Origin of the sequence: Aminobacter sp. UC22_36 (genome assembly GCF_044056035.1) — a bacterium.
Lineage (GTDB): Bacteria > Pseudomonadota > Alphaproteobacteria > Rhizobiales > Rhizobiaceae > Aminobacter.
In genome coordinates, this window is the sequence record NZ_CP171996.1 from 678,342 (window position 1) to 702,928 (window position 24,587).

General features: G+C 63.0%; 23 protein-coding genes and 1 pseudogene. 17 read left to right on the top strand and 7 right to left on the bottom strand.

Features of this window, described 5'->3' with window-relative positions:
* Positions 1-148: 148 nt before the first annotated feature.
* Positions 149-811: a YggS family pyridoxal phosphate-dependent enzyme gene (locus ACHMW7_RS06340; protein WP_395449464.1), complete on the bottom strand. Its 663-nt coding sequence runs from the start codon at positions 809-811 to the stop codon at positions 149-151.
* Between the two features lie 140 nt (positions 812-951).
* Here ACHMW7_RS06340 and leuS point away from each other — a divergent pair, with 140 nt between their 5' ends.
* From leuS to ACHMW7_RS06355, 3 genes are read left to right on the top strand one after another with little or no spacing between them, the layout of a single operon-like run.
* Positions 952-3,582, top strand: coding sequence for a leucine--tRNA ligase (gene leuS / locus ACHMW7_RS06345; RefSeq protein ID WP_395449465.1), 2,631 nt, complete (start codon positions 952-954; stop codon positions 3,580-3,582).
* On the top strand, positions 3,569-4,132 hold the full coding sequence (gene lptE, locus ACHMW7_RS06350) for an LPS assembly lipoprotein LptE (RefSeq protein WP_395449466.1): 564 nt from the start codon (positions 3,569-3,571) through the stop codon (positions 4,130-4,132). Before leuS ends, lptE begins: the two co-directional genes overlap by 14 nt.
* Positions 4,133-4,156: 24 nt before the next feature.
* Complete coding sequence (locus ACHMW7_RS06355) at positions 4,157-5,287, top strand: AAA family ATPase (RefSeq protein WP_395449467.1); 1,131 nt, start codon at positions 4,157-4,159, stop codon at positions 5,285-5,287.
* 6 nt (positions 5,288-5,293) lie between these two features.
* Here the strand turns inward: ACHMW7_RS06355 and ACHMW7_RS06360 are convergent.
* A pseudogene (locus tag ACHMW7_RS06360) lies at positions 5,294-6,185 on the bottom strand (DMT family transporter).
* 161 nt (positions 6,186-6,346) lie between these two features.
* On the opposite strand from ACHMW7_RS06360, the gene ACHMW7_RS06365 reads away from it, so the two are divergent.
* A complete protein-coding gene (locus tag ACHMW7_RS06365) occupies positions 6,347-6,784 on the top strand; it encodes an Lrp/AsnC family transcriptional regulator (RefSeq protein ID WP_395449468.1) in 438 nt (145 codons plus the stop codon).
* 64 nt (positions 6,785-6,848) lie between these two features.
* On the opposite strand, the gene fsa is transcribed toward ACHMW7_RS06365, so the two are convergent.
* Positions 6,849-7,502 (bottom strand): fructose-6-phosphate aldolase, encoded by a 654-nt coding sequence (gene fsa / locus ACHMW7_RS06370; protein ID WP_280225421.1) that lies wholly within the window; start codon positions 7,500-7,502, stop codon positions 6,849-6,851.
* Positions 7,503-7,592: 90 nt separating this feature from the next.
* On the opposite strand from fsa, the gene ACHMW7_RS06375 reads away from it, so the two are divergent.
* Positions 7,593-9,776, top strand: coding sequence for a primosomal protein N' (locus ACHMW7_RS06375; protein ID WP_395449469.1), 2,184 nt, complete (start codon positions 7,593-7,595; stop codon positions 9,774-9,776).
* Here ACHMW7_RS06375 and ACHMW7_RS06380 read toward each other — a convergent pair.
* Positions 9,689-10,300, bottom strand: a complete 612-nt coding sequence (locus ACHMW7_RS06380) for an SAM-dependent methyltransferase (protein ID WP_395449470.1) — start codon at positions 10,298-10,300, stop codon at positions 9,689-9,691. The genes ACHMW7_RS06375 and ACHMW7_RS06380 overlap by 88 nt on opposite strands.
* 123 nt (positions 10,301-10,423) lie before the next feature.
* Between ACHMW7_RS06380 and ACHMW7_RS06385 the strand changes: the two genes are divergently transcribed.
* The 6 genes from ACHMW7_RS06385 (at position 10,424) to ACHMW7_RS06410 (ending at position 16,164) form a co-directional block, all read left to right on the top strand.
* A complete protein-coding gene (locus ACHMW7_RS06385) occupies positions 10,424-10,819 on the top strand; it encodes a DUF4345 family protein (RefSeq protein WP_395449471.1) in 396 nt (131 codons plus the stop codon).
* A gap of 238 nt (positions 10,820-11,057) precedes the next feature.
* Positions 11,058-11,618 (top strand): F0F1 ATP synthase subunit delta, encoded by a 561-nt coding sequence (locus ACHMW7_RS06390; protein WP_395449472.1) that lies wholly within the window; start codon positions 11,058-11,060, stop codon positions 11,616-11,618.
* Entirely contained in the window at positions 11,618-13,147 is a 1,530-nt protein-coding gene (gene atpA, locus ACHMW7_RS06395) for a F0F1 ATP synthase subunit alpha (protein ID WP_108606391.1), read from the top strand. Before ACHMW7_RS06390 ends, atpA begins: the two co-directional genes overlap by 1 nt.
* A gap of 16 nt (positions 13,148-13,163) precedes the next feature.
* Complete coding sequence (locus ACHMW7_RS06400; protein ID WP_395449473.1) at positions 13,164-14,048, top strand: F0F1 ATP synthase subunit gamma; 885 nt, start codon at positions 13,164-13,166, stop codon at positions 14,046-14,048.
* 65 nt (positions 14,049-14,113) lie between these two features.
* The gene (gene atpD, locus ACHMW7_RS06405) at positions 14,114-15,661 is read left to right on the top strand and encodes a F0F1 ATP synthase subunit beta (RefSeq protein ID WP_395449474.1); all 1,548 of its coding nucleotides are present in this window, start codon (positions 14,114-14,116) and stop codon (positions 15,659-15,661) included.
* Positions 15,662-15,765: 104 nt separating this feature from the next.
* Positions 15,766-16,164, top strand: coding sequence for a F0F1 ATP synthase subunit epsilon (locus ACHMW7_RS06410; RefSeq protein WP_109574319.1), 399 nt, complete (start codon positions 15,766-15,768; stop codon positions 16,162-16,164).
* Between the two features lie 103 nt (positions 16,165-16,267).
* Here ACHMW7_RS06410 and ACHMW7_RS06415 read toward each other — a convergent pair whose 3' ends face one another.
* The 3 genes from ACHMW7_RS06415 to ACHMW7_RS06425 form a co-directional block, all read right to left on the bottom strand.
* Positions 16,268-17,383 (bottom strand): CaiB/BaiF CoA transferase family protein, encoded by a 1,116-nt coding sequence (locus ACHMW7_RS06415; protein ID WP_395449475.1) that lies wholly within the window; start codon positions 17,381-17,383, stop codon positions 16,268-16,270.
* An 84-nt stretch (positions 17,384-17,467) separates the two neighbouring features.
* A complete protein-coding gene (locus ACHMW7_RS06420; protein ID WP_395449476.1) occupies positions 17,468-17,938 on the bottom strand; it encodes a nucleoside deaminase in 471 nt (156 codons plus the stop codon).
* Between the two features lie 11 nt (positions 17,939-17,949).
* A complete protein-coding gene (locus ACHMW7_RS06425) occupies positions 17,950-18,543 on the bottom strand; it encodes an ankyrin repeat domain-containing protein (RefSeq protein WP_395451277.1) in 594 nt (197 codons plus the stop codon).
* Between the two features lie 275 nt (positions 18,544-18,818).
* On the opposite strand from ACHMW7_RS06425, the gene rfbA reads away from it, so the two are divergent.
* The 6 genes from rfbA to ACHMW7_RS06455 all read left to right on the top strand — a co-directional run bounded on the left by rfbA (position 18,819) and on the right by ACHMW7_RS06455 (position 24,568).
* Positions 18,819-19,700: a glucose-1-phosphate thymidylyltransferase RfbA gene (gene rfbA, locus ACHMW7_RS06430; RefSeq protein ID WP_395449477.1), complete on the top strand. Its 882-nt coding sequence runs from the start codon at positions 18,819-18,821 to the stop codon at positions 19,698-19,700.
* On the top strand, positions 19,693-20,256 hold the full coding sequence (gene rfbC, locus ACHMW7_RS06435; protein ID WP_395449478.1) for a dTDP-4-dehydrorhamnose 3,5-epimerase: 564 nt from the start codon (positions 19,693-19,695) through the stop codon (positions 20,254-20,256). The genes rfbA and rfbC overlap by 8 nt, the downstream gene beginning before the upstream one ends.
* Complete coding sequence (rfbB, locus tag ACHMW7_RS06440) at positions 20,253-21,332, top strand: dTDP-glucose 4,6-dehydratase (protein WP_395449479.1); 1,080 nt, start codon at positions 20,253-20,255, stop codon at positions 21,330-21,332. Before rfbC ends, rfbB begins: the two co-directional genes overlap by 4 nt.
* Positions 21,329-22,213 carry a dTDP-4-dehydrorhamnose reductase gene (gene rfbD / locus ACHMW7_RS06445; protein WP_395449480.1) on the top strand — a complete coding sequence of 295 codons (885 nt, stop codon included), beginning with the start codon at positions 21,329-21,331 and terminating at the stop codon, positions 22,211-22,213. The genes rfbB and rfbD overlap by 4 nt, the downstream gene beginning before the upstream one ends.
* Positions 22,214-22,367: 154 nt before the next feature.
* Positions 22,368-23,285, top strand: coding sequence for a glycosyltransferase family 2 protein (locus tag ACHMW7_RS06450; protein WP_395449481.1), 918 nt, complete (start codon positions 22,368-22,370; stop codon positions 23,283-23,285).
* Complete coding sequence (locus ACHMW7_RS06455) at positions 23,183-24,568, top strand: glycoside hydrolase family 99-like domain-containing protein (RefSeq protein ID WP_395449482.1); 1,386 nt, start codon at positions 23,183-23,185, stop codon at positions 24,566-24,568. Before ACHMW7_RS06450 ends, ACHMW7_RS06455 begins: the two co-directional genes overlap by 103 nt.
* Positions 24,569-24,587 lie beyond the last annotated feature (19 nt).

A 24,587-nucleotide genomic window follows, 5' to 3' on the forward strand; every position in this document is an offset into this window, starting at 1 on the left:
TGTATTTTCTAATTTAGGGCATGATTTATTTCAGATATGGAATCAATCGCCAAAGTTGTGGATTTCAGCCTGCTTGGCCGCAAAGCTTCGGCATTCGAGCATTTACTGAGTGGTTGTAGCAAATCGGCAACGACTGCTTGAGTGCTACTCAACGGGTCCCGAAGATCGCCGATCCGACCCGAACGCTGGTGGCGCCGAATGCAACCGCAAGTTCAAAGTCGCCCGACATGCCCATCGACAGCTTTTGCAAGCCGGCTTCGCGCGCCAGTTTTTCCAGCAGGGCGAAATGCGGACCGGGGTTATCGTCGGCGGGCGGGATGCACATCAGGCCTTCGATGGCGAGGCCGTGGACCTCGCGGCAGCGCTTGACGAAGGCAACGGCTTCGCGCGGCTCGATGCCGGCCTTCTGCGGTTCGGAGCCGGTATTGACCTGGACGTAGAGTTTAGGCGACCGGCCCTGGCGTTCGATCTCCCTGGCGAGCTCGGCGGCGATCTTCTCGCGGTCGACAGTCTCGATGACGTCGAACAGGGTGACGGCTTCCTTGGCCTTGTTGGATTGCAGCGGGCCGATGAGATGCAGCTCGATGTCGGGGAATTCGACCTTCAGCTCAGGCCACTTGCCTTGCGCTTCCTGGACGCGGTTTTCGCCGAAGACACGCTGGCCGGCCTCGATGACCGGGCGGATGTGCTCGGCATCGAAGGTCTTGGAGACCGCCACCAGCACTGCCGAACCCTCGGGCCGGTTGGCCTCGCGCTCGGCCGCACCTATCTTATGCTTCACCAGAGTGAGCTGTTCGACCGACTTTTCCATGCCGCTGGCCCTGCTTTTTGCCCGCCCCCTGCCTGCCGGAGTTGACGGGTCCGGGAATCCATGATGAACACCCGGCAACGATTTCCTGAACCGCGGGTTTTCGCCCCGGTCCATGCACGCTTTTAAGTGAAAAACATCCGATGGCAACCGAACGATATAATCCGCGCGCGTCCGAACCCAAATGGCAGAAGGCCTGGGGCGAGGCAAAGCTCTTCGAGACCGAGAACGACGATCCGCGGCCGAAATATTACGTGCTCGAGATGTTCCCCTATCCGTCGGGACGCATCCATGTCGGCCATGTCCGCAACTACGCGATGGGCGATGTCGTTGCGCGGTTCCGCCGGGCCATGGGCTACAACGTGCTGCATCCGATGGGCTGGGATGCCTTCGGCATGCCAGCGGAAAACGCCGCGATGAAGAACAAGGTCCATCCCAAGGATTGGACCTACCAGAACATCGCCACGATGCGCACGCAGCTGAAGTCGATGGGCCTGTCGCTCGACTGGAGCCGCGAGTTCGCCACCTGCGACGTCGATTACTACCACCGCCAGCAGATGCTGTTCATCGACTTCGTCGAAAAGGGTCTGGTGACGCGCAAGTCCTCCAAGGTCAACTGGGACCCCGAAGACATGACCGTGCTCGCCAATGAGCAGGTCATCGACGGGCGCGGCTGGCGTTCGGGCGCCCTGGTTGAACAGCGCGAACTGACGCAGTGGTTCTTCAAGATCACCGATTTCGCGCAGGACCTGTCGGATGCGCTCGATGGCCTCGACGAGTGGCCCGAGAAGGTCAAGCTGATGCAGCGCAACTGGATCGGCCGGTCGGAAGGCCTGCTGATCCGCTGGCCGCTGGCCGCTGGCACCGCGCCCACGGGAGAGAGCGAGCTCGAGGTCTACACGACGCGCCCGGACACGATCTTCGGGGCCTCGTTCATGGCGATCTCGGCCGACCACCCGCTGGCCAAAAAGGCTGCCGAAGACAAGCCCGAGCTTGCCGCCTTCATGGACGACGTGCGCCGCATGGGCACGTCGGTCGCAGCGCTGGAGACGGCCGAGAAGAAGGGCATGGACACCGGCATCCGGGTTGTTCATCCGTTTGACCCGAGCTGGACGCTGCCGGTCTATGTCGCCAATTTTGTGCTGATGGACTACGGCACGGGCGCCATTTTCGGCTGCCCGTCCGGTGACCAGCGCGACCTCGATTTCGCCAACAAGTATGGCTTGCCGGTGGTCCCGGTGGTGATGCCGGAAGGTGGCGATGCCAAGACCTTCCAGATCACCGAAGAGGCCTATACCGACGATGGCGTGATGATCAATTCGCGTTTCCTCGACGGCATGAAGCCCGATGACGCGTTCAACGATGTCGCCAACAGGTTGGAGCAGATCTCGATCGGCAACCGCCCGATGGGCGAGCGCAAGGTGCAGTTCCGCCTGCGCGACTGGGGCATTTCGCGTCAGCGCTATTGGGGCTGCCCGATCCCGATGATCCATTGCGACGATTGCGGCGTGGTTCCGGTGCCGAAGGCCGACCTGCCGGTCAAGCTGCCCGACGACGTCGAATTCGACCGTCCGGGCAACCCGCTCGACCGCCATCCGACCTGGCGCCACGTCAACTGCCCGCAATGCGGCAAGGCGGCACGGCGCGAGACCGACACGATGGACACCTTCGTCGATTCGTCGTGGTATTTCGCGCGCTTCACCGCACCTTGGGAAAACGAGCCGACCGATCCGAAGGCCGCCAATGAGTGGCTGCCGGTCGACCAGTATATCGGTGGCATCGAGCACGCGATCCTGCACCTGCTCTATTCGCGCTTCTTCACCCGCGCGATGAGCAAGGCCGGCCATCTCGACCTGTCCGAGCCGTTCAAGGGGCTGTTCACCCAAGGCATGGTCGTGCACGAGACCTATCGTCTCGGCAGCGGTCCCAACGGTGAGTGGGTTGCGCCGAGCGACGTCAAGGTCGAGGAGATCGACGGCAAGCGGCGGGCGACGCTGCTTGCGACCGGCGAGCCGGTCGAGATCGGCTCGATCGAGAAGATGTCGAAGTCGAAGAAGAACGTTGTCGACCCCGACGACATCATCGCCAGCTATGGCGCCGACACGGCGCGCTGGTTCGTGCTCAGCGATTCGCCGCCCGAGCGCGATGTCGTGTGGACCGAGGCCGGCGTCGAAGGCGCGCATCGTTTTGTCCAGCGCGTCTGGCGCCTGGTGTCCGAATCGGCCGACGTGCTGGCCAAGGCGCAAGCCAGGGCGGCAAGCGAAGGCGATGCCGCTGCAGTCTCCAAGGCTGCGCACAAGGCGTTGAAGTCGGTTGGCGAGGACATTGGCAAGCTCGCCTTCAACAAGGCGGTCGCGCGCATCTACGAACTGACCAACACGCTGCAAGGCCCGCTCGCCGATGCCGCCGCCGGCAAGGCCTCGATGGAGATGGTTTCGGCACTGCGCGAGGCGGTGGACATCCTGATCGTGATGATCGCGCCGATGATGCCGCATCTGGCCGAGGAGTGCTGGGCAGCGCTCGACGGCGACGGCATGGTCGCCGATCGAGCATGGCCGAAATTCGATCCGGCGTTGATCGTCGACAACGAAATCACCTATCCGGTGCAGATCAATGGCAAGAAAAGAGCTGATTTGACAATCGCCCGCGACGCAGATCAATTTACCGTCGAAAAAGCGGCGCTGGCACTGGAAGCAGTGCAGAAGGCGCTGGATGGGAAGTCACCGCGCAAGGTGATTGTTGTGCCGCAGAGGATCGTCAATGTCGTTGCCTGATGCGCGGAATTCTGCCGGTACATTGCGTATTGCTGCACGCCTGGCCCTTCTGGCTTCGCTTGCACTGGCATCTGCCTGTTCGGTGCGTCCGCTTTATTCGGACGGCCCGGTTCAGGCAGGGGTCGAAGCAGGTGCTGCAACGCAACTGGCCTCGATCAACATCAAGCCGGTCAGCACCCGCTACGGCCAGGAAGTCCGCAACCATCTGATCTTCATGTTCAACGGCGGTGCCGGCCAGCAGGCCGCAGCGCCCTACACGATGGATCTGGCGGTGACGGCGTTGAACGAGGCGGCCCTGCTTGCCCAGGTGACCAGCAAGGACGACGAGCCGACCTCAGGCACGATGACCCTGAGCGGTGTCTATGTCATCACCGACATCAAGACCGGCAAGCGCATCACTGCCGGCAAGCGCAGCGTGTCGGCGTCGTTCGACCGGCCACGGCAGGAGTTCGCCCGCTTGCGGGCCGAGCGCGACGCCGAAAACCGCGCGGCGCGCGAGCTTGCCGAACTGCTCAGGCTGGCGATCGCCCAGGACATGTCCAAGGGCTGAGGTCGCTTTCAGGGGGATGGGTCGATGCGGCTGACGTCCTTTTCAGCTGCTGGCTACCGCTCGCTGCGAGCGATCCGGCTCGACATTGGCCAGGTCTCGGTCTTTGTCGGCGAAAACGGGGTCGGCAAGTCCAATCTCTATCGTGCGCTGCAACTGATCAAGGCTTCCGCCGAGGGATCGCTCGCCCGCGAGATCGCCGGCGAGGGTGGCATGAATTCGGCGCTGTGGTCGGGCAAGAGGCGTGTCGGCCAGCCCGTTCGCGTCATCATCGACGCGCATTTCGTCGACGACGAAACAGCAGCGAAGTACACCTACAAGGTCGAGATCGGCCTGCCGCCACCGGTGTCGGCAGGCTTCGCCTTCGAGCCACATGTCAAGGAAGAGACCCTCACCGTCGAAGCCGGGCGGCGTCCGGTCGAGATGCTGACCCGCAAGGGCCAGGCGGTGTTCGCCCGCGACGGCGATGGACGCCGGGTCGAGCACCCCGAACGCATCCTCAACTCGGAAACGGCACTTGCCCTGCTCGGCGGTGCCGGGCGTTATCCCGAGGTCGGCGACCTGCGTGCCGCGGTTGCCGGCTGGCGTTTCTATCATGGCTTTCGCACCGACGCCGAATCGCTGGTGCGCCGCCCGGCCCTGGCGACAACGGCGCCGATGCTCGACGAGGATGGCGCCAATCTGGCCGCCGTCTTTGCCACGCTGCGGCACATCCGGGGCGACACCGTCGATCTCGACCATTGCATTGGCGAAGCTCTCGGCGGAGCACAGCTGGAGGTTCCGGTGCCGAGCGAAACCGCGACGTTCGGACTTGTGCTGCCCGAATTTCCGCAACGGGTGTTTCGGCCGCAGGAGCTGTCCGACGGCCAAATCCGTTTCCTGGCGCTGGCCGGAGCGCTGATGTCCTACCGTCTGCCGCGGCTGATCGCGCTCAACGAGCCGGAGGCGAGCCTGCATGTGCGCATGCTGCCGTCGCTGGCCGATATGATCGCGCGCGCCGCCGAGCGCACGCAGGTCTGGGTGGTGACGCATTCGCGCGAACTTGCCGATCTGGTGCACGACCGCACCGGTTCGCGGGCACTGACTGTCGTGCGTCTCGAAGGCGCGACAATGATTGAAGGCATGCGCTCGACAGGACTGATGCCCGACGACGACTGACGACGTTCAGGCCTGCGCGATGCGTGGCTTCACCAGGCTCCAGCCCAGCGTCATGCCAGCGGCGGCGATCAGGATCGCGGCGGCGCCGACCATTTGCAGCGGCTGCAGGCGATGGCCGAAGGCCAGGAAGTCGGCGAGGATCGCAACGACCGGATAGATGAAGGATAACGAACCCACGAGGTTGGTCGGCAGCTTCTGGATGGCGCCATAAAGCAGGATGTACATCACGCCGGTATGGACGACGCCGACGGCGACGAGCAGGGCCCAGGTGTATGCGTCTGTGGGAAGCTGTGCGAAGTTGGCGAAGGGCGCGAGCATCGCGATGCCGACCGCCACCTGGATCAGCGCGATCAGATGTGGCGGCACGCCCTTGAGCTTCTTGGTGATGATCGCGGCAATCGCGTAGAAGAACGCCGCTCCCAGAGCCAGCAGAATGCCCGAGAGATAGTCGGTTCCAACAGCACCGGCGCCGGGCCTGGACTGGACGATCAGCAGCATGCCGCCAAAGGCGATGCCGAGCCATGTCAGTTTGGTCAGCGTCAGGCGCTCGCCGAACAACATTGCCCCCAGCGCCACCAGCATGAAGGGCTGGGTGTTGTAGACGGCAGTGGCGATCGAGATCGAGGCGCGCGGGAAGGCGGCGAACAGCAGGATCCAGTTCGACACGATGGCAACGCCACCCCACAGCCGCCCAGGCGATCTGCCGGCGGGTCATCACCTCTGGTCGAAACAGTCCAAGTGCAGCGCAGACGATCAAAAGCGTGATCGCGCCGAAGGCGCAGCGCCAGAACACCACTGACATGACCGGCTGGCCGGACAGGACGACGAACAGCCCGATCGTTCCCGAAATTACCATTGCAGCGGTCATTTCGACCGTGCCGCGCATCTTGTCCGACATTGCCACACCTCTTTGGCCACGCCTCTTTGGGCCACGCCCATTTGGTTCAGGGCTGTATTTGTACGCGTGCGATCGGCGGGAATATATGGATATTGGAAGGAGATTGCCGCGTTCTGGCTAATCTTGTAAGGTAATCGGATTAGAATACCTAAGAGGTTCGCATGCTGGACGACCTGGACAGGCGCATCGTCGGAATTCTCGTCGATGATGCCCGGATTTCGCTGAAGGATCTGGCGCAGCGGGTGAACCTGTCGTCGCCAAGCACGTCGGAGCGTCTCAGGCGGCTGGAGGAGCGGGGTGTCATCCGCGCCTTCACTGTCGACATCGATCCGGCTGCGCTCGGCTACACCTTGCAGGCGATCGTGCGCATCCGGCCACTGCCCGGCAAGCTGCATCAGGTGCAGAGGCTGATCGAAGACATTGCGCAGTTCTCGGAATGCGACAAGGTGACGGGCGACGACTGCTTCATCGCCAGGCTGCACATCCGCTCGATCGACGAGCTCGACAAGATCCTCGACCAGATCACCGACAAGGCCGAGACAAACAGCTCGATCGTCAAGGCGCAGCCGGTGAAGCGGCGCTTGCCGCCGCTGGCGTGAGATTCCATCAGACACAAAAAAGCCGGCGCTTGTGGCGCCGGCTTTGAGTTTGGGCTGAAGAAGATCAGCCGATCTTCTGGCCGGTCTTGGCCCAATCGGACAGGAACATCTCGAGGCCCTTGTCGGTCAGCGGATGCTTGACCAGTGCCTTGAGCGTTGCCGGCGGGATGGTGGCGACGTCAGCGCCGATCATTGCAGCGCGCTTGACGTGATCGACGGTGCGGATCGACGCCGCGAGGATCTCGGTGTCGAAGCCATAATTGTCATAGATGTGGCGGATCTCGGCGATCAGTTCCATGCCGTCGACACCCATGTCGTCGAGACGGCCGATGAACGGCGAAATGAAGGTCGCGCCCGCCTTGGCGGCGAGCAGGGCCTGGTTGGCGGAGAAGCACAAGGTGACATTGACCATGCGACCTTCCGAGGTCAGCGCGCGGCAGGCCTTGAGGCCGTCGAGGGTGAGCGGCACCTTGATGCAGATGTTGTCGGCGATCTTCGACAGCACGGCCGCTTCCTTCATCATCTCGGCATATTCGGTGGCGGCGACTTCCGCCGAAACAGGGCCTTCGACGATGTCGCAGATTTCCTTGGTCACTTCGGCGATGTTGCGGCCGGACTTGAGGATCAGCGACGGATTGGTGGTGACGCCGTCGAGAAGGCCGAGCTCATTGAGTTCGCGGATGTCCTTCACGTCGGCGGTGTCGACGAAAAACTTCATGGTGGTCTCCTTGGCAATGAAAGGGTGCCCCTGGGACACCGCATGTCTCGGCCTTTGCTCTAAACCAAGTTCGGGGCAAGGTCACGCGTCATGACCGCCGATTCGCCAAGAACCAGGGCCGCACCCGTGCTGGTGCCGATGCCGGCCGAGCGCGCCTATTCCTATGCCGTCCCCGATGGCATGCAGGTGGTGCCGGGCTCGATCGTGCGCGTGCCGCTGGGGCCGCGCGAAGTGGCAGGCATCGTCTGGGACGGACCGGTCGAAGCTGTCGACCCAAAGAAGCTCCGCCCCATCGCCCATGTCTTCGATTGTCCCCCCGTTACCGATCACATGCGGCGCCTGGTCGACTGGATCGCGCAATACACCTTGTCGCCGCCCGGCATGGTGGCGCGGATGATCCTGCGGGCGCCCGAGGCCTTCGACCCGGAGCCGTGGACCGAAGGCATCAAGCGCAGCGATGGCGAGCCCGACCGGATGACGGCGGCGCGCGCCCGTGTGCTCGAGATGGCCAATGACGGCATGGCCTGGACGCGCTCGGGGCTGGCGCATGCCGCCGGCGTTTCATCCACCGTCGTCGACGGGCTGAGAGCGCAAGGCGTCTTCGAGACGGTGATGATCCCGCCACGTCCGGTGGTGGCGGCGCCAGACACGTCCTACGCCACTGCCGAATTGACGGGCGACCAGGTAGCGGCGGCGGCAGGCCTGCGCGACCAAGTCGAAGCCGACCGATTCGGCGTCACCCTGGTCGACGGCGTCACCGGTTCGGGCAAGACCGAGGTCTATTTCGAGGCTGTTGCGGCAGCCCTCGACAAGGGCAAGCAGGTGCTGATCCTGCTGCCTGAAATCGCGCTGACCCAGGCCTTTCTCGAACGCTTCCAGAATCGCTTCGGCGCAAAACCCGCCGAGTGGCATTCGGACCTGCCGCCGAGGATGCGCGAGCGCGTCTGGCGCCAGGTGGCGGAGGGTGGCGTGCGCGTGGTGGCCGGCGCACGCTCGGCGCTGTTTTTGCCGTTCAACAATCTCGGCCTGATCGTTGTCGACGAGGAGCATGACCCTGCCTACAAGCAGGAGGACCGTGTCTTCTACAATGCCCGCGACATGGCCGTGGTGCGCGCCCATATCGGCGGCTTCCCGGTGGTGCTGGCTTCCGCCACGCCTTCCGTCGAAAGCCGGGTCAACGCCGAGCAGGGCAAGTATGCGCGCTCCGTGCTGTCGGCGCGTTTCGCCGAAGCGGCACTGCCCAAACTTGCCACCATCGACATGCGACGCTCGCCGCCGGCGCGCGGTGGTTTCCTGTCGCCGGTGCTGATCGGCAAGATGCGCGAGACGCTTGGCCGCCAGGAGCAGTCGCTGCTGTTCCTCAATCGTCGTGGTTATGCGCCGCTGACTTTGTGCCGGGTCTGCGGCCATCGCTTCGGCTGCCCTGTCTGTTCGGCATGGCTGGTCGAGCACCGCTTTCGCGGCCAACTCGTCTGCCACCATTGCGGCCACAATGAAAAGCGCCCCGAAGCCTGCCCGGAATGCGGCACGTTCGATCATCTGGTCGCCTGCGGTCCCGGCGTCGAGCGAATCGCCGAGGAGGTGGTTTCGCATTTCCCCGACGCGCGAACGATCGTGCTGTCGTCGGACATGCTGGGTGGGGTGAAGCGGCTGAGGCTCGAGCTGGAGGCGATCGCCAATGGCGACGCCGACATCGTCATCGGCACCCAGCTTGTCGCCAAGGGGCACAACTTCCCCAACATGACGCTGGTCGGTGTGGTCGACGCCGATCTCGGCCTCGCCAATGGTGACCCACGCGCCGCCGAGCGCACCTACCAGTTGCTGTCGCAGGTGACCGGGCGGGCAGGGCGCACCGGCAAGAAGAGCCTTGGCCTGCTGCAGACCTTCCAGCCCGACCATCCTGTCATGCGGGCGATTGTCTCGGGCGATTCGGAGGCCTTCTACGACCGCGAGATTTCCGAACGCGAGAAGGCAGCCTTGCCACCCTTCGGTCGGCTCGCAGGCATCATCGTCAGCGCCGCGACAAGGCCTGAGGCTGAGAGCCATGCACGTGGGCTCAGGCGTGCGGCGCAGGTGGCGCAGGACGTCCACGTGCTCGGCCCCGCCGAAGCGCCGCTGGCGCTGATCGGCGGTCGCCACCGCTTCCGGTTGCTGGTACAGGCCGACCGCAAGGCGGATATCCAGGGCTACATCCGCGCGCTGCTCGCCGCCGGACCTAAGGTACGCGGCTCGGTGCGCGTGCAGGTCGACATCGACCCGCAAAGCTTTTTGTGACCGGTTAGCTCAACGGCCTGGCGACCATGCCGAGCAGCGGCGGCTTTGGACCTGTTCCGTGCATCGTCTTTTCCAGCGTGTATTTGGCCGCTGCCAGGCGCACGGTAATGGCGTGCTCGATAGTCGGAATCTGACCAGCACTTGGCGGCTCGAAGAACAGGAACATCCGGCCCTCGGGGGCGAGCAGGGGAACGGATCAGCTTGAGCTCGCGCGCCGCCTCGAGCCAGAACAGGTTGACGTTGATGGCGAAGATCTTGTCGAAGGGCCGGCCCGCGCCCTTCCAGTCCACGAAAGCGCCCTGCACAAGGGCAGCCTTGCCGGCGGTGACCGCCGCGCGGTTTCGTTCCCCGGCCGAGCTTATGGCGCTGTCCGAGCGATCCAGCCCGGTGATGTGACCGTCAATCAGCAGCGGCGTGATCTCGGCCATGGCCACGCCGCGCCCGCAGCCGATTTCCAGCAGCCGGTCGCCGGGGTGAACGGCGAGGTGGTCGATTGCCCAGACTATTCGCTCCGGTATGGCCATGGTCGTCTCCACTGCCGACACACATCATACTTGTTCCGGCCGCCCTCGCCAGTTGCATACTGGCGCTCAGCACGCCGTTCGCTATGATCGCCACGGATTCACGGCCTAGCCGGAGGGGGATAAATGGAATTCGCATTTCCGTGGCCGACGAGCCAGGGCGAGTGGCTGGCGTGGAGTTCGGCGGCGGTCACGCTGCTGTTCGGCGTGATCCTGTTCTTCGCCCCGAGGATCGCCTTCCGCCTGCTCAGGCTGCAGGCCCGGCCCGACTATCCGGAAGCCATCGCCCAGGGGCGTGCCACCATGGCCGGCTTCTTCCTTGGTGTCGGGCTGTGCGCGATTCTGCTCGCCCAGCCCTGGCTCTACATGGCGCTTGGCGTGTCGTGGCTGTTCACAGCCTTTGGCCGCATCGTCGCCATGATGTCGGACGGCGCCAACACCCCATACAACTGGGTAGCCATCGTTATCGAACTGGCGCTTGCAGCCCTACCCCTCGGGTTTGTTTTCGGCTTCTGGCCGTGAATCGACGTCAAGCCACCGCTTCAATGCATGAGATGCGACAATAGTGCCTGAAATGGCTGTTAGAGGACGTGTTGCGGTCCTCAAAAGCCTGTGCTAGACGGCAATCGACTTTCGGCCGGAGGGATGCGGCTGCCGCGAACTCCGGGGTCAAAAAACGCAGTAAGGTCAAAGATTTAGCTAGAGTCTCACGCTCGCGCCAACAATCTTGCGGCCTGTCAGACAAGAGAAAAGACGGTCCGTGACCCAATCTTCCTCGCCAATCTCCGGTGTTGCTGAGCGCTATGCGGGATCGTTGTTCGATCTCGCGCTCGAAGCAGGCGCTGTTGCAAAGGTAGAAGCCGACCTCGGTCGTTTCGCTGCGCTGCTCGATGGCAGCGCCGATCTCGACCGCCTGATCAAGAGCCCGGTCTTCTCCGGCGAAGACCAGGAGAGGGCCATTTCGGCAATCGCCGACAAGGCCAAGATCACCGGCCTGACCGGTAACTTCCTCCGCCTCGTGGCGCGCAATCGCCGCCTGTTCGCACTGCCCGGCATGATCAAGGCGTTCCGCCAGATCGCTGCCGAGCATCGTGGCGAGACGTCGGCCGAGGTGACTTCCGCGCATGCGTTGACCGCTGCGCAGGAAACAGAACTCAAGACGGCGCTGAAGAGCGTCGCCGGCAAGGACGTGGCGATTACCGTCGCCGTCGATCCTTCGCTGCTCGGCGGCCTGATCGTGAAGATGGGCTCGCGCCAGATCGATACGTCGCTCAAAACCAAACTCAATTCGCTCAAGCTTGCACTGAAAGAGGTCGGCTGATGGACATCCGCGCCGCGGAAATTTCCGCAATTCTGAAAGACCAGATCAAGAATTTCGGCAAGGAAGCCGAAGTTACCGAAGTCGGTCAGGTTCTGTCGGTGGGCGACGGTATCGCCCGCGTCTATGGTCTCGACAACGTCCAGGCGGGCGAAATGGTCGAGTTCCCGGGCGGCATCCGCGGCATGGCGCTGAACCTTGAAAGCGACAACGTCGGCGTCGTCATCTTCGGTGCCGACCGCGACATCAAGGAAGGCGACACCGTCAAGCGTACCGGCTCGATCGTCGACGTCCCGGTTGGTCCGGAGCTGCTCGGCCGCGTCGTCGACGCGCTCGGCAATCCGATCGACGGCAAGGGCCCGATCAAGGCGAAGGAACGCCGCCGCGTCGACGTCAAGGCGCCCGGCATCATCCCCCGCAAGTCGGTGCACGAGCCGATGTCGACCGGCCTCAAGGCCATCGACGCTCTGATCCCGGTCGGCCGCGGCCAGCGCGAGCTGGTCATCGGTGACCGTCAGACCGGCAAGACCGCCATCATTCTCGACACCATTCTGAACCAGAAGGCTATCCACCAGTCCGGTCCGGACAAGGAAAAGCTTTACTGCGTCTACGTCGCCGTCGGCCAGAAGCGCTCGACCGTCGCGCAGTTCGTGAAGGTGCTCGAAGAGCGCGGCGCGCTCGAATACTCGATCATCATCGCTGCCACGGCTTCCGATCCGGCCCCGATGCAGTTCCTGGCGCCGTTCGCCGGCTGCGCCATGGGCGAATATTTCCGCGACAACGGCATGCATGCGCTGATCGGTTATGACGATCTGTCCAAGCAGGCCGTCGCCTATCGCCAGATGTCGCTGCTGCTGCGCCGCCCGCCGGGCCGCGAAGCTTACCCGGGCGACGTCTTCTATCTGCACTCGCGTCTGCTCGAGCGTTCGGCCAAGCTGAACGACGAAAACGGCTCGGGTTCGCTGACCGCACTTCCGGTCATCGAAACGCAGGCCAACGACGTGTCGGCCTACATCCCGACCAACGTGATCTCGATCACCGACGGCCAGATCTTCCTTGAGACCAACCTGTTCTTCCAGGGCATCCGTCCTGCCGTGAACGTCGGTCTGTCGGTGTCGCGCGTCGGTTCGTCGGCCCAGATCAAGGCGATGAAGCAGGTTGCAGGTTCGATCAAGGGCGAGCTCGCGCAGTACCGCGAAATGGCGGCGTTTGCGCAGTTCGGCTCCGACCTCGACGCGGCTACGCAGCGTCTGCTCAACCGCGGTGCGCGTCTGACCGAGCTGCTCAAGCAGCCGCAGTTCTCGCCGCTCAAGACCGAAGAGCAGGTCGCGGTGATCTTTGCCGGCGTCAACGGCTATCTCGACAAGCTGGCCCTCAACAAGGTCGGCAAGTTCGAGCAGGGCCTGCTGGCTTACATGCGCTCGGAAGGCAAAGACGTTCTCGACGGCATCCGTACGGAGAAGGCGCTCAGCGACGACCTCCGCGGCAAGCTCAAGGGGCACATCGACGCTTTCGCGAAAAACTTCGCCTGACACTGACGGATAAGGCATGGCCTCGCTAAAAGACCTCCGCAACCGTATCGCCTCGGTCAAGGCGACGCAGAAAATCACCAAGGCGATGCAGATGGTCGCCGCGGCGAAGCTGCGTCGCGCCCAGGAAGCTGCGGAAGCCGCGCGTCCCTATTCGCAGCGCATGGGTGCGGTTCTCGCGAACATCGCCCAGGCTGTCGGTGGCGGTGGCGATGCTCCGGCGCTGATGACCGGCACCGGCAAGGACGACGTGCACCTGCTCGTCGTCTGCACCGCCGAGCGCGGCCTTTGCGGCGGCTTCAACAGCCAGATCTCGCGTCTGGCCCGCGACCATGTCCGCAAGCTCCAGGCCTCGGGCAAGACGGTCAAGATCATCACCGTCGGCAAGAAGGGCTACGATGTCCTGCGTCGCGATTTCGCTTCGCTGATCATCGACCGCGTCGAACTGCGCGATGCCAAGCAGGTTGGCTTCGTTCATGCCGACATGATCGCCAAGAAGGTGATCACCCTGTTTAGCCAGGGTGGCTTCGACGTCTGCACGCTGTTCTATTCCGAGTTCAAGTCGGTGATCAGCCAGGTTCCAACCGCACAGCAGGTCATTCCGGCTGCGGCGCCGTCAGTCGGCACCGACACCGCGACCAGCGGTGGCGCTGTCTACGAATACGAGCCTGAGCCGGGCGAAATCCTCGGCGATCTCATTCCGCGCAACATCTCGGTGCAGATCTTCCGTGCTCTGCTCGAGAATGCGGCCGGTGAGATGGGTGCCAAGATGAGCGCGATGGACAACGCCACGCGCAACGCAGGCGACATGATCAACAAGCTGACGATCACGTACAATCGCCAGCGTCAGGCCCAGATCACCAAGGAACTGATCGAGATTATTTCGGGCGCCGAAGCGCTCTAGCCGCGTGATGGCTCGCCGCCAGGTGGGCTCGCGTGAAACAACGAACGGACACAGAGGTTAGAACGATGGCTAAAGCAGCTACTCCGAAAGCCGCTCCGGCGGCGGAAAAGGCCCCGGCAGCAAAGAAGGCGGCGCCTGCCAAGGCAGCCGCTGCCAAGGTCGAAAAGTCGGCGGTCGTCGCCACCGGCGCTGGCCGCGTCTCGCAGGTCATCGGCGCTGTCGTCGACGTCCAGTTCGAAGGCGAGTTGCCGCCGATCCTGAACGCGCTTGAGACGATGAACGGCGGCAACCGCCTCATCCTCGAAGTGGCGCAGCATCTCGGCGAAAACACCGTGCGCTGCATCGCCATGGACATTTCGGAAGGCCTCGTTCGTGGCCAGGCCGTTCGCGACACCGGTTCGCCGATCATGGTTCCGGTTGGCGACGAAACGCTCGGCCGCATCATGAACGTCATCGGTGAGCCGGTCGACGAAGCCGGCCCGGTCAAGACCAAGTCGAAGCGCGCCATCCACCAGGAAGCGCCTGCCTATGTCGACCAGTCGACGGAAGCGCAGATCCTCGTCACCGGCATCAAGGTCGTCGACCTGCTGGCGCCTTACGCCCGCGGCGGCAAGATCGGCCTGTTCGGCGGCGCCGGGGTCGGCAAGACCGTTCTGATCCAGGAACTGATCAACAACGTCGCCAAGGCGCACGGTGGTTACTCGGTGTTCGCCGGCGTCGGCGAGCGCACCCGCGAAGGCAACGATCTCTATCACGAAATGATCGAGTCGGGCGTCAACAAGGACCCGCACGAGAACAACGGCTCGACCGAAGGTTCGAAGTGCGCCCTGGTGTTCGGCCAGATGAACGAGCCGCCCGGCGCGCGCGCCCGCGTCGCCCTGTCGGGCCTGACTATCGCCGAGCATTTCCGCGACCAGGGCCAGGACGTGCTGTTCTTCGTCGACAACATCTTCCGCTTCACGCAGGCGGGTTCGGAAGTGTCGGCTCTTCTCGGCCGTATTCCTTCGGCAGTGGGCTATCAGCCGACGCTGTCGACCGACATCGGCCAGATGCAGGAACGCATCACCACCACCAACAAGGGCTCGATCACGTCGGTTCAGGCAATTTACGTGCCCGCCGACGACTTGACCGATCCGGCGCCGGCAACCTCGTTCGCGCACCTTGACGCGACGACGGTTCTCAACCGCGCGATCTCGGAAAAGGGTATCTACCCGGCCGTGGATCCGCTCGACTCGACCTCGCGCATGCTCGATCCGCTGATCGTCGGCGAAGAACACTATTCGGTCGCCCGTCGCGTCCAGGAAATCCTCCAGCGCTACAAGTCGCTGCAGGACATCATCGCCATCCTGGGCATGGACGAGCTGTCGGAAGAGGACAAGATCACGGTCGCCCGCGCCCGCAAGATCGAGCGCTTCCTGTCGCAGCCGTTCTTCGTCGCCGAAGTGTTCACCGGTTCGCCCGGTCAGCTGGTTCCGCTCGAAGACACGATCAAGAGCTTCAAGGGTCTGGTCGACGGCGAGTACGATCACCTGCCGGAAGCTGCCTTCTACATGGTTGGTGGCATCGACATGGCCATCGAAAAGGCCCAGCGTCTGGCTGCGGAAGCGGCATAACCATAAAGCCACAGCGCGGGCCGCAACGCCCGCGCTGTCGCCCGATCACTGCCCTGTTGCGGGCAGGTCTGCTCGGAACTCCGTCCAAGCATTTGTGAGACACCATGGCTGAAGCTTTCAAATTCGAACTGGTCTCGCCCGAGCGTCTGCTCGTTTCGGAGCAGGTCGAGTCCGTCGTCATTCCGGGTGCGGAAGGCGAAATGACTGTCATGGCCAACCATGCGCCGGTCATGACCACGATCAAGCCGGGTGTCGTGACGGTGAAGACCGTTGCCGGCAAGGAAGAGCGTTACGTCGTGTTCGGCGGTTTTGCCGACATCGTTCCGGCCGGCTGCACGCTGCTCGCCGAATCGGCGACGCCGGTCAAGGATATCGACCGCGCCGAACTGCTGCGCCGCATCCAGGAAGCGCGCGAGGACGTCTCTGACGCCAAGGAAGATCAGGCCCGCACCAAGGCGGAGGCCTATCTGAACCATCTTTCGACGCTGGAAGCCGCGATCTAAGCTTTTCATAGCGGGCTGCGGCCTGCGCTTTCAGAACCGCTTCGAGCCGCCGGTCATTCCGGCGGCTTTTTGTATTGTGGGCCTTGCGGTAAGCGGGCGGCGCCTAAGTTGATACGGCGTGAGCTGGTTTGGCGGTCCAGGCATCAACCGCCTCAGCCAGTGACGGCAAGTTATGAGGTCGGGCGCGTGCTTCTGTCGGCGTCACGGAGAACCGTGGTGCAGGTGTCGGCTGGATGAGCCCGTCGAGTTCGACGAAGCTTTGCCGGGCAACCAGATGCGGGTGTTTCGCGGCCTCATGAAGGTCGAGCACAGGGGAAACACAAGCGTCGGAATGTTCGAGCAGGGCGAGCCATTCCGAGCTTGGGCGTGTCAGGATGCGGGCTGCGATTTCTTCGCGGAGCGCCGGCCAGTTGCGAGGATCCGCGCGTAGCGCGTGTGCGTCATCCGTCAGTCCGATTGCTTGGCGGAACAGTTCGAAGAACTGCGGTTCGATCGGGCCGATGGCGATGTGGACGCCGTCGGCGCATGCGTAAGCACCGTAATAGGGCGCGCCACCATCGAGCAGGTTGGCCTCGCGCTGGGCGCGCCAGTGGCCGGCCGCCGCCATGTCGTGGGCCATCGTCATCAACTGGATGGTGCCGTCGCAAATGGCGGCGTCGACAACCTGTCCCGTGCCCGTGCGCTGCACTGACAGAAGGGCCGCCAGCATACCGGAGACGAGGAACATGGCGCCGCCGCCGAAGTCGCCGACGAGGTTGAGCGGCGGCATGGGATTGCCGGCCGGACCTATGGCTGCGAGCGCGCCGGTGATGGCGATGAAGTTGATGTCGTGTCCGGCATGGCTGGCCAGCGGGCCCGTCTGTCCCCATCCCGTCATCCGGCCGTAGACGAGGCGCGGGTTGCGTTCCAGCAGGACATCAGGACCCAACCCCAGCCGTTCCATGACGCCCGGCCGGAAGCCTTCGATCAGGGCATCGGCACGGTCGCAGAGCTTGCGGACCATCTCGGCCTGGTCGGGATCCTTGAGGTCTGCCTCCACAGTCGGCCGCCCGCGTCCCGAAATCGGATCGGGAATTGTCGGCGTGGCATCTGGGCGTGCGATGCGAACGACATCCGCTCCCATGTCGGCGAACTGCATGGCGGCGAAAGGCGCAGGTCCGAGACCGACGAACTCGACGATGCGAAGCCCGGCAAGCGGGCCGGTGGCGGGTTTCGACATGTTGCGCACTCCCTGTGGCGGAGACTGGAGGATTGCGGATGTGCCCGTGAAGTCATCCGCCTGGGATGGTGTGGCAGATCCAGTCTAGGATTGGGACTGTACAGCCTTCCACTCGGCGTAAAGATGCTGGCTATCCTGCGGGCGTACCGGGCGATATGCCACCTTCATGGATTGCTCGTGCGCAGGTCGCGCAAGGTCGGCATAGACCGCCGCCGTGGACAGGCCATAGGGCTCGCCGTCGTCGTTCGAATAGGCGTATGCGACTTCGGCAATGCCTGCCATCCGCATGGCGCCCATGCACATCGGGCAAGGATGGCCGCTCGCATAGACCGTACAACCGTCGAGCTGCGGCGAGGCCAGGACCTGGCTTGCCGCGCGGATGGCCGACATCTCGGCGTGGGCAGTCGGATCGTTCGACGATAGCACTTCGTTGACGCCACTGGCGACAACCTCTCCGTCCCTGACCACCACCGCTCCGAAAGGACGGCCGCCTCTCGATATGTTCGCGCGCGCCAGCTCGATTGCCTGGCAAAGGAAATCACTCGACTTGTCCAATTCGGCCTCCTTCAGCGGGCGCCGGCAGCAATCAGGACCTTCTCGATCTCGTCGAAGCCGTGCTTGCGCGCGTTCTGCAGCGGCGTCACGCCGTCGCCATCGGCAAGGTTGACGTCAGCGCCGGCGTCGACGAGCAACTTGACGATCGCGACATGGCGGGGGCCGCCGTCGCCGAGCACGATGGCCTCCAGGAGCGCTGTCCAGTTGAGCTTGTTGACATGGTCGACGTTGACGCCGGCTTCGATCAGCGTGCGCACCGTGTCGACATGACCGCGTTCGGCGGCGGGAATGAGTGCGGTGCCGCCATAGCGGTTGGTGCTCTTGAGGTCGGCGCCATGCGCCAAAGTCATGCGCAGGATTTCCAGATGTCCGCGCGCGCCGGCATAAAGATACGGGCTGTCGTTGATGGCATCCTTGGCGTTGACGTCGGCGCCGGCTTCGATCAGCACCTTGGCGGCCTCGACCTGATTGGCATGGGCGGCGAGCAGCAGTGCTGTGCGACCACTGTCGTCGCGCGCATCGATGCTGGCGCCCTTGGCCAGGAGGCCAAGGATGGCGGCGGCATCACCCTTGGACGCCATTATGTGCAGTTCGCGTTCGAGCATCTCGTCTCCGGCAGCAGGTGCAATCCATGCCATGGCGGCGAGGATCAGGACATAGGCGACTTTGGGCAATGCGCTGGTCATGTTCATATCTTTCAATGCGCGTGGAAAGCCCTGCATGGATCGTGGACCGTTGCTCCGCAAGTTTTACCTTTTGAAACCAAATCTGTTCGTGATTGTGGCGGAACACGTTGGTGTCTTGTTTGTGCTTGTCATACGGTCTATTGCGAATTGTCAGCCGGGACGGGGGTCAAAGGCAACGACATCAGGAATCCACCGTGAAGGGAATTATTCTAGCTGGCGGCAGTGGCACGCGACTATACCCTGCGACGCTTGCAGTATCGAAGCAGATACTACCGATCTATGATAAGCCGATGATCTATTATCCGCTTGGCGTTCTTATGCTGGCAGGTATTCAGGACATCCTTATCATCTCGACGCCGCGCGACTTGCCGCAATTCCAGCAGCTTCTTGGCGATGGCTCGGCTTTCGGGGTGTCGTTTTCCTACGCTGTTCAACCGTCTCCCAACGGTTTGGCCGAGGCGTTCATCATCGGGCGCGACTTCATCGGCACCAGTCCGGTGGCACTCATCCTTGGCGACAACATCTTCTATGGCGACGGCCTGTCGGAGCGTTGCCGGGCTGCAGTGGCGCGCACGAACGGCGCTTCGGTGTTTGCCTATCAGGTCGAAGATCCGCAGCGCTACGGTGTCGTGACATTCGACCGGACGACCCAACGTGCCTTGTCGATCGAGGAAAAGCCTGAGGAGCCGCGCTCCAACTGGGCGGTGACCGGCCTCTATTTCTACGACAATTCGGTCGTCGACATTGCCGCGTCGATCAAGCCGTCGGTGCGCGGCGAGCTGGAGATCACCGACGTCAACCGCACCTATCTGGAGCGCGAGACATTGCATGTCGTGCGGTTGGGCAGGGGGTATGCCTGGCTTGACACCGGCACGCATGACAGCCTGCACGAGGCATCGTCCTTCGTGCGCACGATCGAGCATCGCCAGGGCATCAAGATCATGTGCCCGGAAGAGATCGGCTTTGAGCTGGGTTGGGTCAGCGAAGAGGACGTGCTGCGCCGCGCTGCCGCGCTTGGCAAGACCGACTATGCGCGCTACCTCGAGCGCCGGGTCAGGGAAATCGGCCATGGTTGAAGTCAGCAATCTGGGCCTGGACGGCGTTTGCGAAATACGCGTGCCCAGGTTCGAAGATGCGCGTGGTTTTTTCTCCGAGACATGGAATGCCGACAAGCTGGCGCAGGCCGGCGTCGTTGTCGATTTCGTGCAGGACAACCACTCGCTGTCGCGGGAGCGCGGGGTGCTGCGCGGGTTACATTTCCAGCTGCCGCCCTTTGCGCAGGACAAGCTGGTGCGCGTGCTGCGCGGTTCGATCTTCGATGTCGCAGTCGACATCCGCAAGGGTTCACCAAGCTTTGGCAAATGGGTCGGGCTGACACTTTCCGCCAAGGCGTGGAACCAGATCCTGGTGCCCAAGGGTTTCGCGCATGGCTTCGTCACGCTCGAACCCGACACCGAAGTCGTCTACAAGGTGTCCGCACCTTATTCGCAGCCGCATGATCGCTCGATCCGCTTCGATGACCCTGCTATCGCCATCGCTTGGCCGGTGGCTGCCGCTGAAGTGATCCTGTCGGACAAGGATGCAGTGGCGCCTTTGCTGGCTGATGTCGAAACCGGATTCGTCTACCCGTGAAAAATGTTCTTCAAACTGTTCTGGTCACTGGCGGTGCCGGCTTCATCGGCTCGGCTGTCTGTCGGCATCTGGTCGGCACCGGCAACTACCGCGTCGTCAATCTGGACAAGCTGACCTATGCCGGCAATCTGACATCGCTGCGCGATCTTGAAGGTCAGCCGAACTACGCCTTCCGGCATGCCGACATCTGCGACACCGACAAGGTGCGGCGGATCCTGGCGGACGAAAAGGTCGATCTGATCATGCATCTGGCCGCCGAAAGCCATGTCGACCGGTCGATCGACGGGCCGATGGCCTTTGTCACCACCAACGTTGTTGGCACGGCGAGCCTGCTGCAGGCGACGCTCGATCATTGGCGCAGCCTTGGCGAGGAGGCACGCAGGCGCTTCCGCTTCCATCATGTCTCGACGGACGAGGTGTTTGGCGACCTGCCTTTCGATTCAGGGGTCTTCACCGAGGAATCGCCCTACAAGCCGTCGTCGCCCTATTCGGCGTCGAAGGCCGCGTCCGACCATTTCGTGCGCGCCTGGCACGAGACTTATGGGCTGCCGGTCGTCCTTTCCAATTGCTCCAACAATTACGGGCCCTACCACTTTCCGGAAAAGCTGATCCCGCTTGTCATCGCCAATGCGCTGGATGAGCAGCCACTGCCGGTCTATGGCAAGGGCGCTAACATCCGCGACTGGCTGTTCGTCGAAGACCACGCCAGGGCGCTGGAGGCGGTGATGACCAGGGGACGTGTCGGCGAGAGCTACAATATCGGCGGTCGGGCCGAGCGCACCAATCTCGAAGTCGTCGAGACCATCTGCGCCTTGCTTGATGTGCGCTGCCCTCGTGCTGGCGGCCGCTCTCATCTCGAGCTCATCACCTATGTCACCGATCGGCCCGGGCACGACCGGCGTTATGCCATCGACCCGACCAAGAGCGAACAGGAACTGGGCTGGACACCGCTCGAAACCTTCGAGACGGGGCTTGCCAGGACTGTCGACTGGTATCTGGCAAATGGCTGGTGGTGGCGGCCGATCCGCGAGCAGCGTTTCGACGGGAGCCGCCAGGGACTGGTCAGCGCCAAGTGAAGATCCTGGTTACCGGAACATCGGGCCAGTTGGCTCGCTCGCTTGCCGCGCGCGCCCAGGGCCAGGCGGAGATCGTGCTTGTCGGCCGGCCTGATCTCGATCTTGACAACCCGGCGACGTTCGCTCCGGTTCTGAAATCGGTCGCGCCAGACATGGTCATCAATGCGGCGGCGCATACCGGCGTCGACCAGCAGGAAGACGAGCCCGAGCGCGCCTTTCGCCACAATGCCGAGGCGCCGGCCGAATTGGCCCGGCTGACCAGGCTTGCCGGCATTCCGATCGTGCAGATCTCCACCGACTACGTCTATGACGGCACATCGACGCGGCCTTATGTCGAGACCGACATGCCCAATCCGCAGACGGTCTATGGCCGCAGCAAGCTGGCTGGCGAAGAGGCGGTCCGCGCCGGCAATCCCGACCACCTGATCGTGCGTACCGCCTGGGTGGTCAGCCGCTATGGCCGCAACTTCGTCAAGACGATGCTGTCGCTGGCGGCAACGCGCGACCGGCTGCAGGTCGTGGCGGACCAGTTCGGTAATCCGACCGAAGCGCATGATCTCGCCGATGGCCTGCTGGCAGCGGCAGCGTCGTGGCAGCAGCGGGGCGGCTTTCCGCAAAGGCTTTATCATCTCGCCGGCCAGGGCCGCGCCAGCTGGTATGACCTGGCAAGCCACGTGTTTGCGATCAGCGCTTCGGTGGGCGGACCATCGGCGGTGGTCGAGCCGGTCGGCAGCGATCAATGGCCGGCGAAAGCTGCGCGACCGGCAAACTCAGAGCTGAGTTCCGAAGCCTTTTCGCGCGATTTCAACTTCCGCGCGGGGCAATGGCGAGAGCAAGTCGGGGCTTTGGTGACGGAATTGATCGGGACGCCAAGCAGATAAGCCAAGTTCCTGGTCGGAAAGCAGGCTGCGGCGGCGCAACGGTACATTTGCGAATGCCATAGTAGTTTCCCGCCTGGGTTGATCACGCCGTTGGCGCGGCGGAAAGAAGCCGTGATTGTTAAAGAGTTGTCCGAGATGCAGTTTCCCTGCATAGATGCTGGACGAGGGAAAGTTCGTTGCTTCGCGTAGGAACCAACACTTACGTCAGGTCAAGTTGTATGCGGGCATTATGAAACCAAGCGTGGATTTGATTGTCGTTACGCACAATAGCGGCTCAGTCTTGCCCATGTTTTTGGAGACTGTGCCGAGCGGCGCAAACATTGTTGTCGTCGACAACGCCAGCGCCGATGATTCCGCGGCCATTGCCGAGGCTGCCGGTGCTAAGCTCATCGAAATTGACGAGAACGTTGGCTACGGCAGTGCCTGCAATGTCGGCGCAGCCGCCGGCGACGCGCCCTTCCTGCTGTTTGCAAACCCTGACGTTCGCTTCGAGGCCGGCGCGGTCGAGGCGCTCTTGGCGTCGGCGACAGCCTATCCCGCCGCTGCCTTCAATCCGCGTTTTTTCTCGGGCGCGCGTCGGCGCTTCAGGCGGTGGTCGAGGCTGCTACCGGCCTCGGACTTTTGGCATGGGGCGCCGCCCGACCACGATTGCGCCATTCCGGTTCTGCATGGCGCCTGCATCTTCATCAAGCGCGAGCATTTCGAGCGGGTTGGTGGATTCGACCAGAAGATTTTCCTGTTTCATGAAGACGACGATCTGAGCATCAGGCTCTTGCAGGCCGGCATCGAGTTGCGCCTTGCCGCCAAAGCCGTGGTCGACCATGCCGAGGGACGCTCAAGTGCGCGTTCAACTGAGTCGGGCCGCATCAAGGGTGAGGCCATGGGGCGTTCGCTCGTCTATGTCATGGACAAGCACCGCATGCCCTTGGACGTACCGGCCGAGCGCTATCGAACCTGGCTGAAGTTGCTGTGGCCGCATGTGCTGTTCAGCAGCGCGAGGCGTTCCAAGCTTCTGGGGTTTGTGAACGGGCTGAATGGCGGCCCAATGAACAGCCTTGGGAAGCGTCAGTGAACGCGCTGCCAGGTACCTCGTGGCGCGAAAGATCATCTTTCTTACGCAAAGTGTGGGGCAAGTTGCGCCGCATCGCGCAACCAGCCTCCTGGCTGACAAAAGCGGGGCCGGCGGACAGGCTCCACGACGCCCATGTCAGGAATCTGCTCAGCCGTTATCCGGCAGGCGAATTCAAACCGATATCGAGCGAGACGCCTGCAAAGGCCGATGTTCGGCTGGTGGCCTATTACCTGCCGCAATTCCATCCGACCGCTGAAAACGACGAGTGGTGGGGCAAGGGTTTCACCGAATGGCGCAATGTGGCGCGGGCGTTTCCTGTTTTCGAAGGCCACTACCAGCCGCGCATGCCGGGCGAACTGGGATACTACGATCTGCGCTTGCCTGACGTCATGAGCCGGCAGGTCGAACTCGCCAAACTCTACGGCATCTCAGCCTTCTGCTTTCACTTCTACTGGTTTGGCGGCAGACGGCTGCTCGAAGGCCCATTGGACCACTACTTGGCAACCGCCGATCTCGATCTGCCGTTTTGCCTGTGCTGGGCCAACGAAACCTGGTCGCGACGTTGGTCCGGTCGCGAGCAGGATGTGCTTTTGGCGCAACGGCATTCGCCCGAGGATGACATCGCGGTCATTGGTGGCCTCGACAAGTATTTCCGCGATCCCCGCTATCTGACGATCGACGGCAAGCCGGTTTTCACCGTCTACCGCGCCAGCCTGTTTCCCGACATGAAGGCGACCATTGCCCGCTGGCGCGCCGAGATGACTAGGCTGGGTTATCCCGGGATCTATCTGATTGCCACGAATGCATTCGACTTTACTGGTCATGGCGAGGTTGGCTTCGATGCTCTGTCCGAATTTCCGCCGCATGGCATCCGTACCCCGAATGTCGAAGGCGGTATGGCCGTTGCGCCGATCAAGACAGGCGGGCGGATCCGGCGATATTCGGATGTCGTCGCGGCCGAGAAGGCGAAACGCAGCGGCAGCGACGTGGTCCATCCCGGGGTCATGCCCTCATGGGACAACAGCGCCCGCCAGCCGACTTCGGCGCAGATTTATGATGGCGCCACGCCCGCCCTGTTCGAAGAATGGCTCGGTCACGCGATGCGGCGCGCGCAGGCAAATCCCGAGGCCGAACGCATGGTTTTCATCAATGCCTGGAACGAGTGGGGCGAGGGGGCGTATCTCGAACCCGATTTGAGATACGGCTACGCTTATCTCTCAGCCTGCGCCGATGCCATTCGAACCTATTCAGAACAGTCGAAAAGCCGGGATATCGCGACCTGACTTGTTTGCGCTGCGGTCG

Excerpts from the sequence above, each read along its gene's own strand:
- ACHMW7_RS06355 (WP_395449467.1), top strand. The coding sequence starts at position 4,157 with ATGCGGCTGACGTCCTTTTCAGCTGCTGGCTACCGCTCGCTGCGAGCG.
- ACHMW7_RS06400 (WP_395449473.1), top strand. The coding sequence starts at position 13,164 with ATGGCCTCGCTAAAAGACCTCCGCAACCGTATCGCCTCGGTCAAGGCG.
- ACHMW7_RS06415 (WP_395449475.1), bottom strand. The coding sequence starts at position 17,383 with ATGTCGAAACCCGCCACCGGCCCGCTTGCCGGGCTTCGCATCGTCGAG.
- ACHMW7_RS06425 (WP_395451277.1), bottom strand. The coding sequence starts at position 18,543 with ATGCTCGAACGCGAACTGCACATAATGGCGTCCAAGGGTGATGCCGCC.
- ACHMW7_RS06340 (WP_395449464.1), bottom strand. The coding sequence starts at position 811 with ATGGAAAAGTCGGTCGAACAGCTCACTCTGGTGAAGCATAAGATAGGT.
- ACHMW7_RS06365 (WP_395449468.1), top strand. The coding sequence starts at position 6,347 with ATGCTGGACGACCTGGACAGGCGCATCGTCGGAATTCTCGTCGATGAT.
- fsa (WP_280225421.1), bottom strand. The coding sequence starts at position 7,502 with ATGAAGTTTTTCGTCGACACCGCCGACGTGAAGGACATCCGCGAACTC.
- leuS (WP_395449465.1), top strand. The coding sequence starts at position 952 with ATGGCAACCGAACGATATAATCCGCGCGCGTCCGAACCCAAATGGCAG.
- atpD (WP_395449474.1), top strand. The coding sequence starts at position 14,114 with ATGGCTAAAGCAGCTACTCCGAAAGCCGCTCCGGCGGCGGAAAAGGCC.
- ACHMW7_RS06380 (WP_395449470.1), bottom strand. The coding sequence starts at position 10,300 with ATGGCCATACCGGAGCGAATAGTCTGGGCAATCGACCACCTCGCCGTT.
- ACHMW7_RS06375 (WP_395449469.1), top strand. The coding sequence starts at position 7,593 with ATGACCGCCGATTCGCCAAGAACCAGGGCCGCACCCGTGCTGGTGCCG.
- atpA (WP_108606391.1), top strand. The coding sequence starts at position 11,618 with ATGGACATCCGCGCCGCGGAAATTTCCGCAATTCTGAAAGACCAGATC.
- ACHMW7_RS06410 (WP_109574319.1), top strand. The coding sequence starts at position 15,766 with ATGGCTGAAGCTTTCAAATTCGAACTGGTCTCGCCCGAGCGTCTGCTC.
- rfbC (WP_395449478.1), top strand. The coding sequence starts at position 19,693 with ATGGTTGAAGTCAGCAATCTGGGCCTGGACGGCGTTTGCGAAATACGC.
- lptE (WP_395449466.1), top strand. The coding sequence starts at position 3,569 with ATGTCGTTGCCTGATGCGCGGAATTCTGCCGGTACATTGCGTATTGCT.
- ACHMW7_RS06385 (WP_395449471.1), top strand. The coding sequence starts at position 10,424 with ATGGAATTCGCATTTCCGTGGCCGACGAGCCAGGGCGAGTGGCTGGCG.
- ACHMW7_RS06450 (WP_395449481.1), top strand. The coding sequence starts at position 22,368 with ATGCTGGACGAGGGAAAGTTCGTTGCTTCGCGTAGGAACCAACACTTA.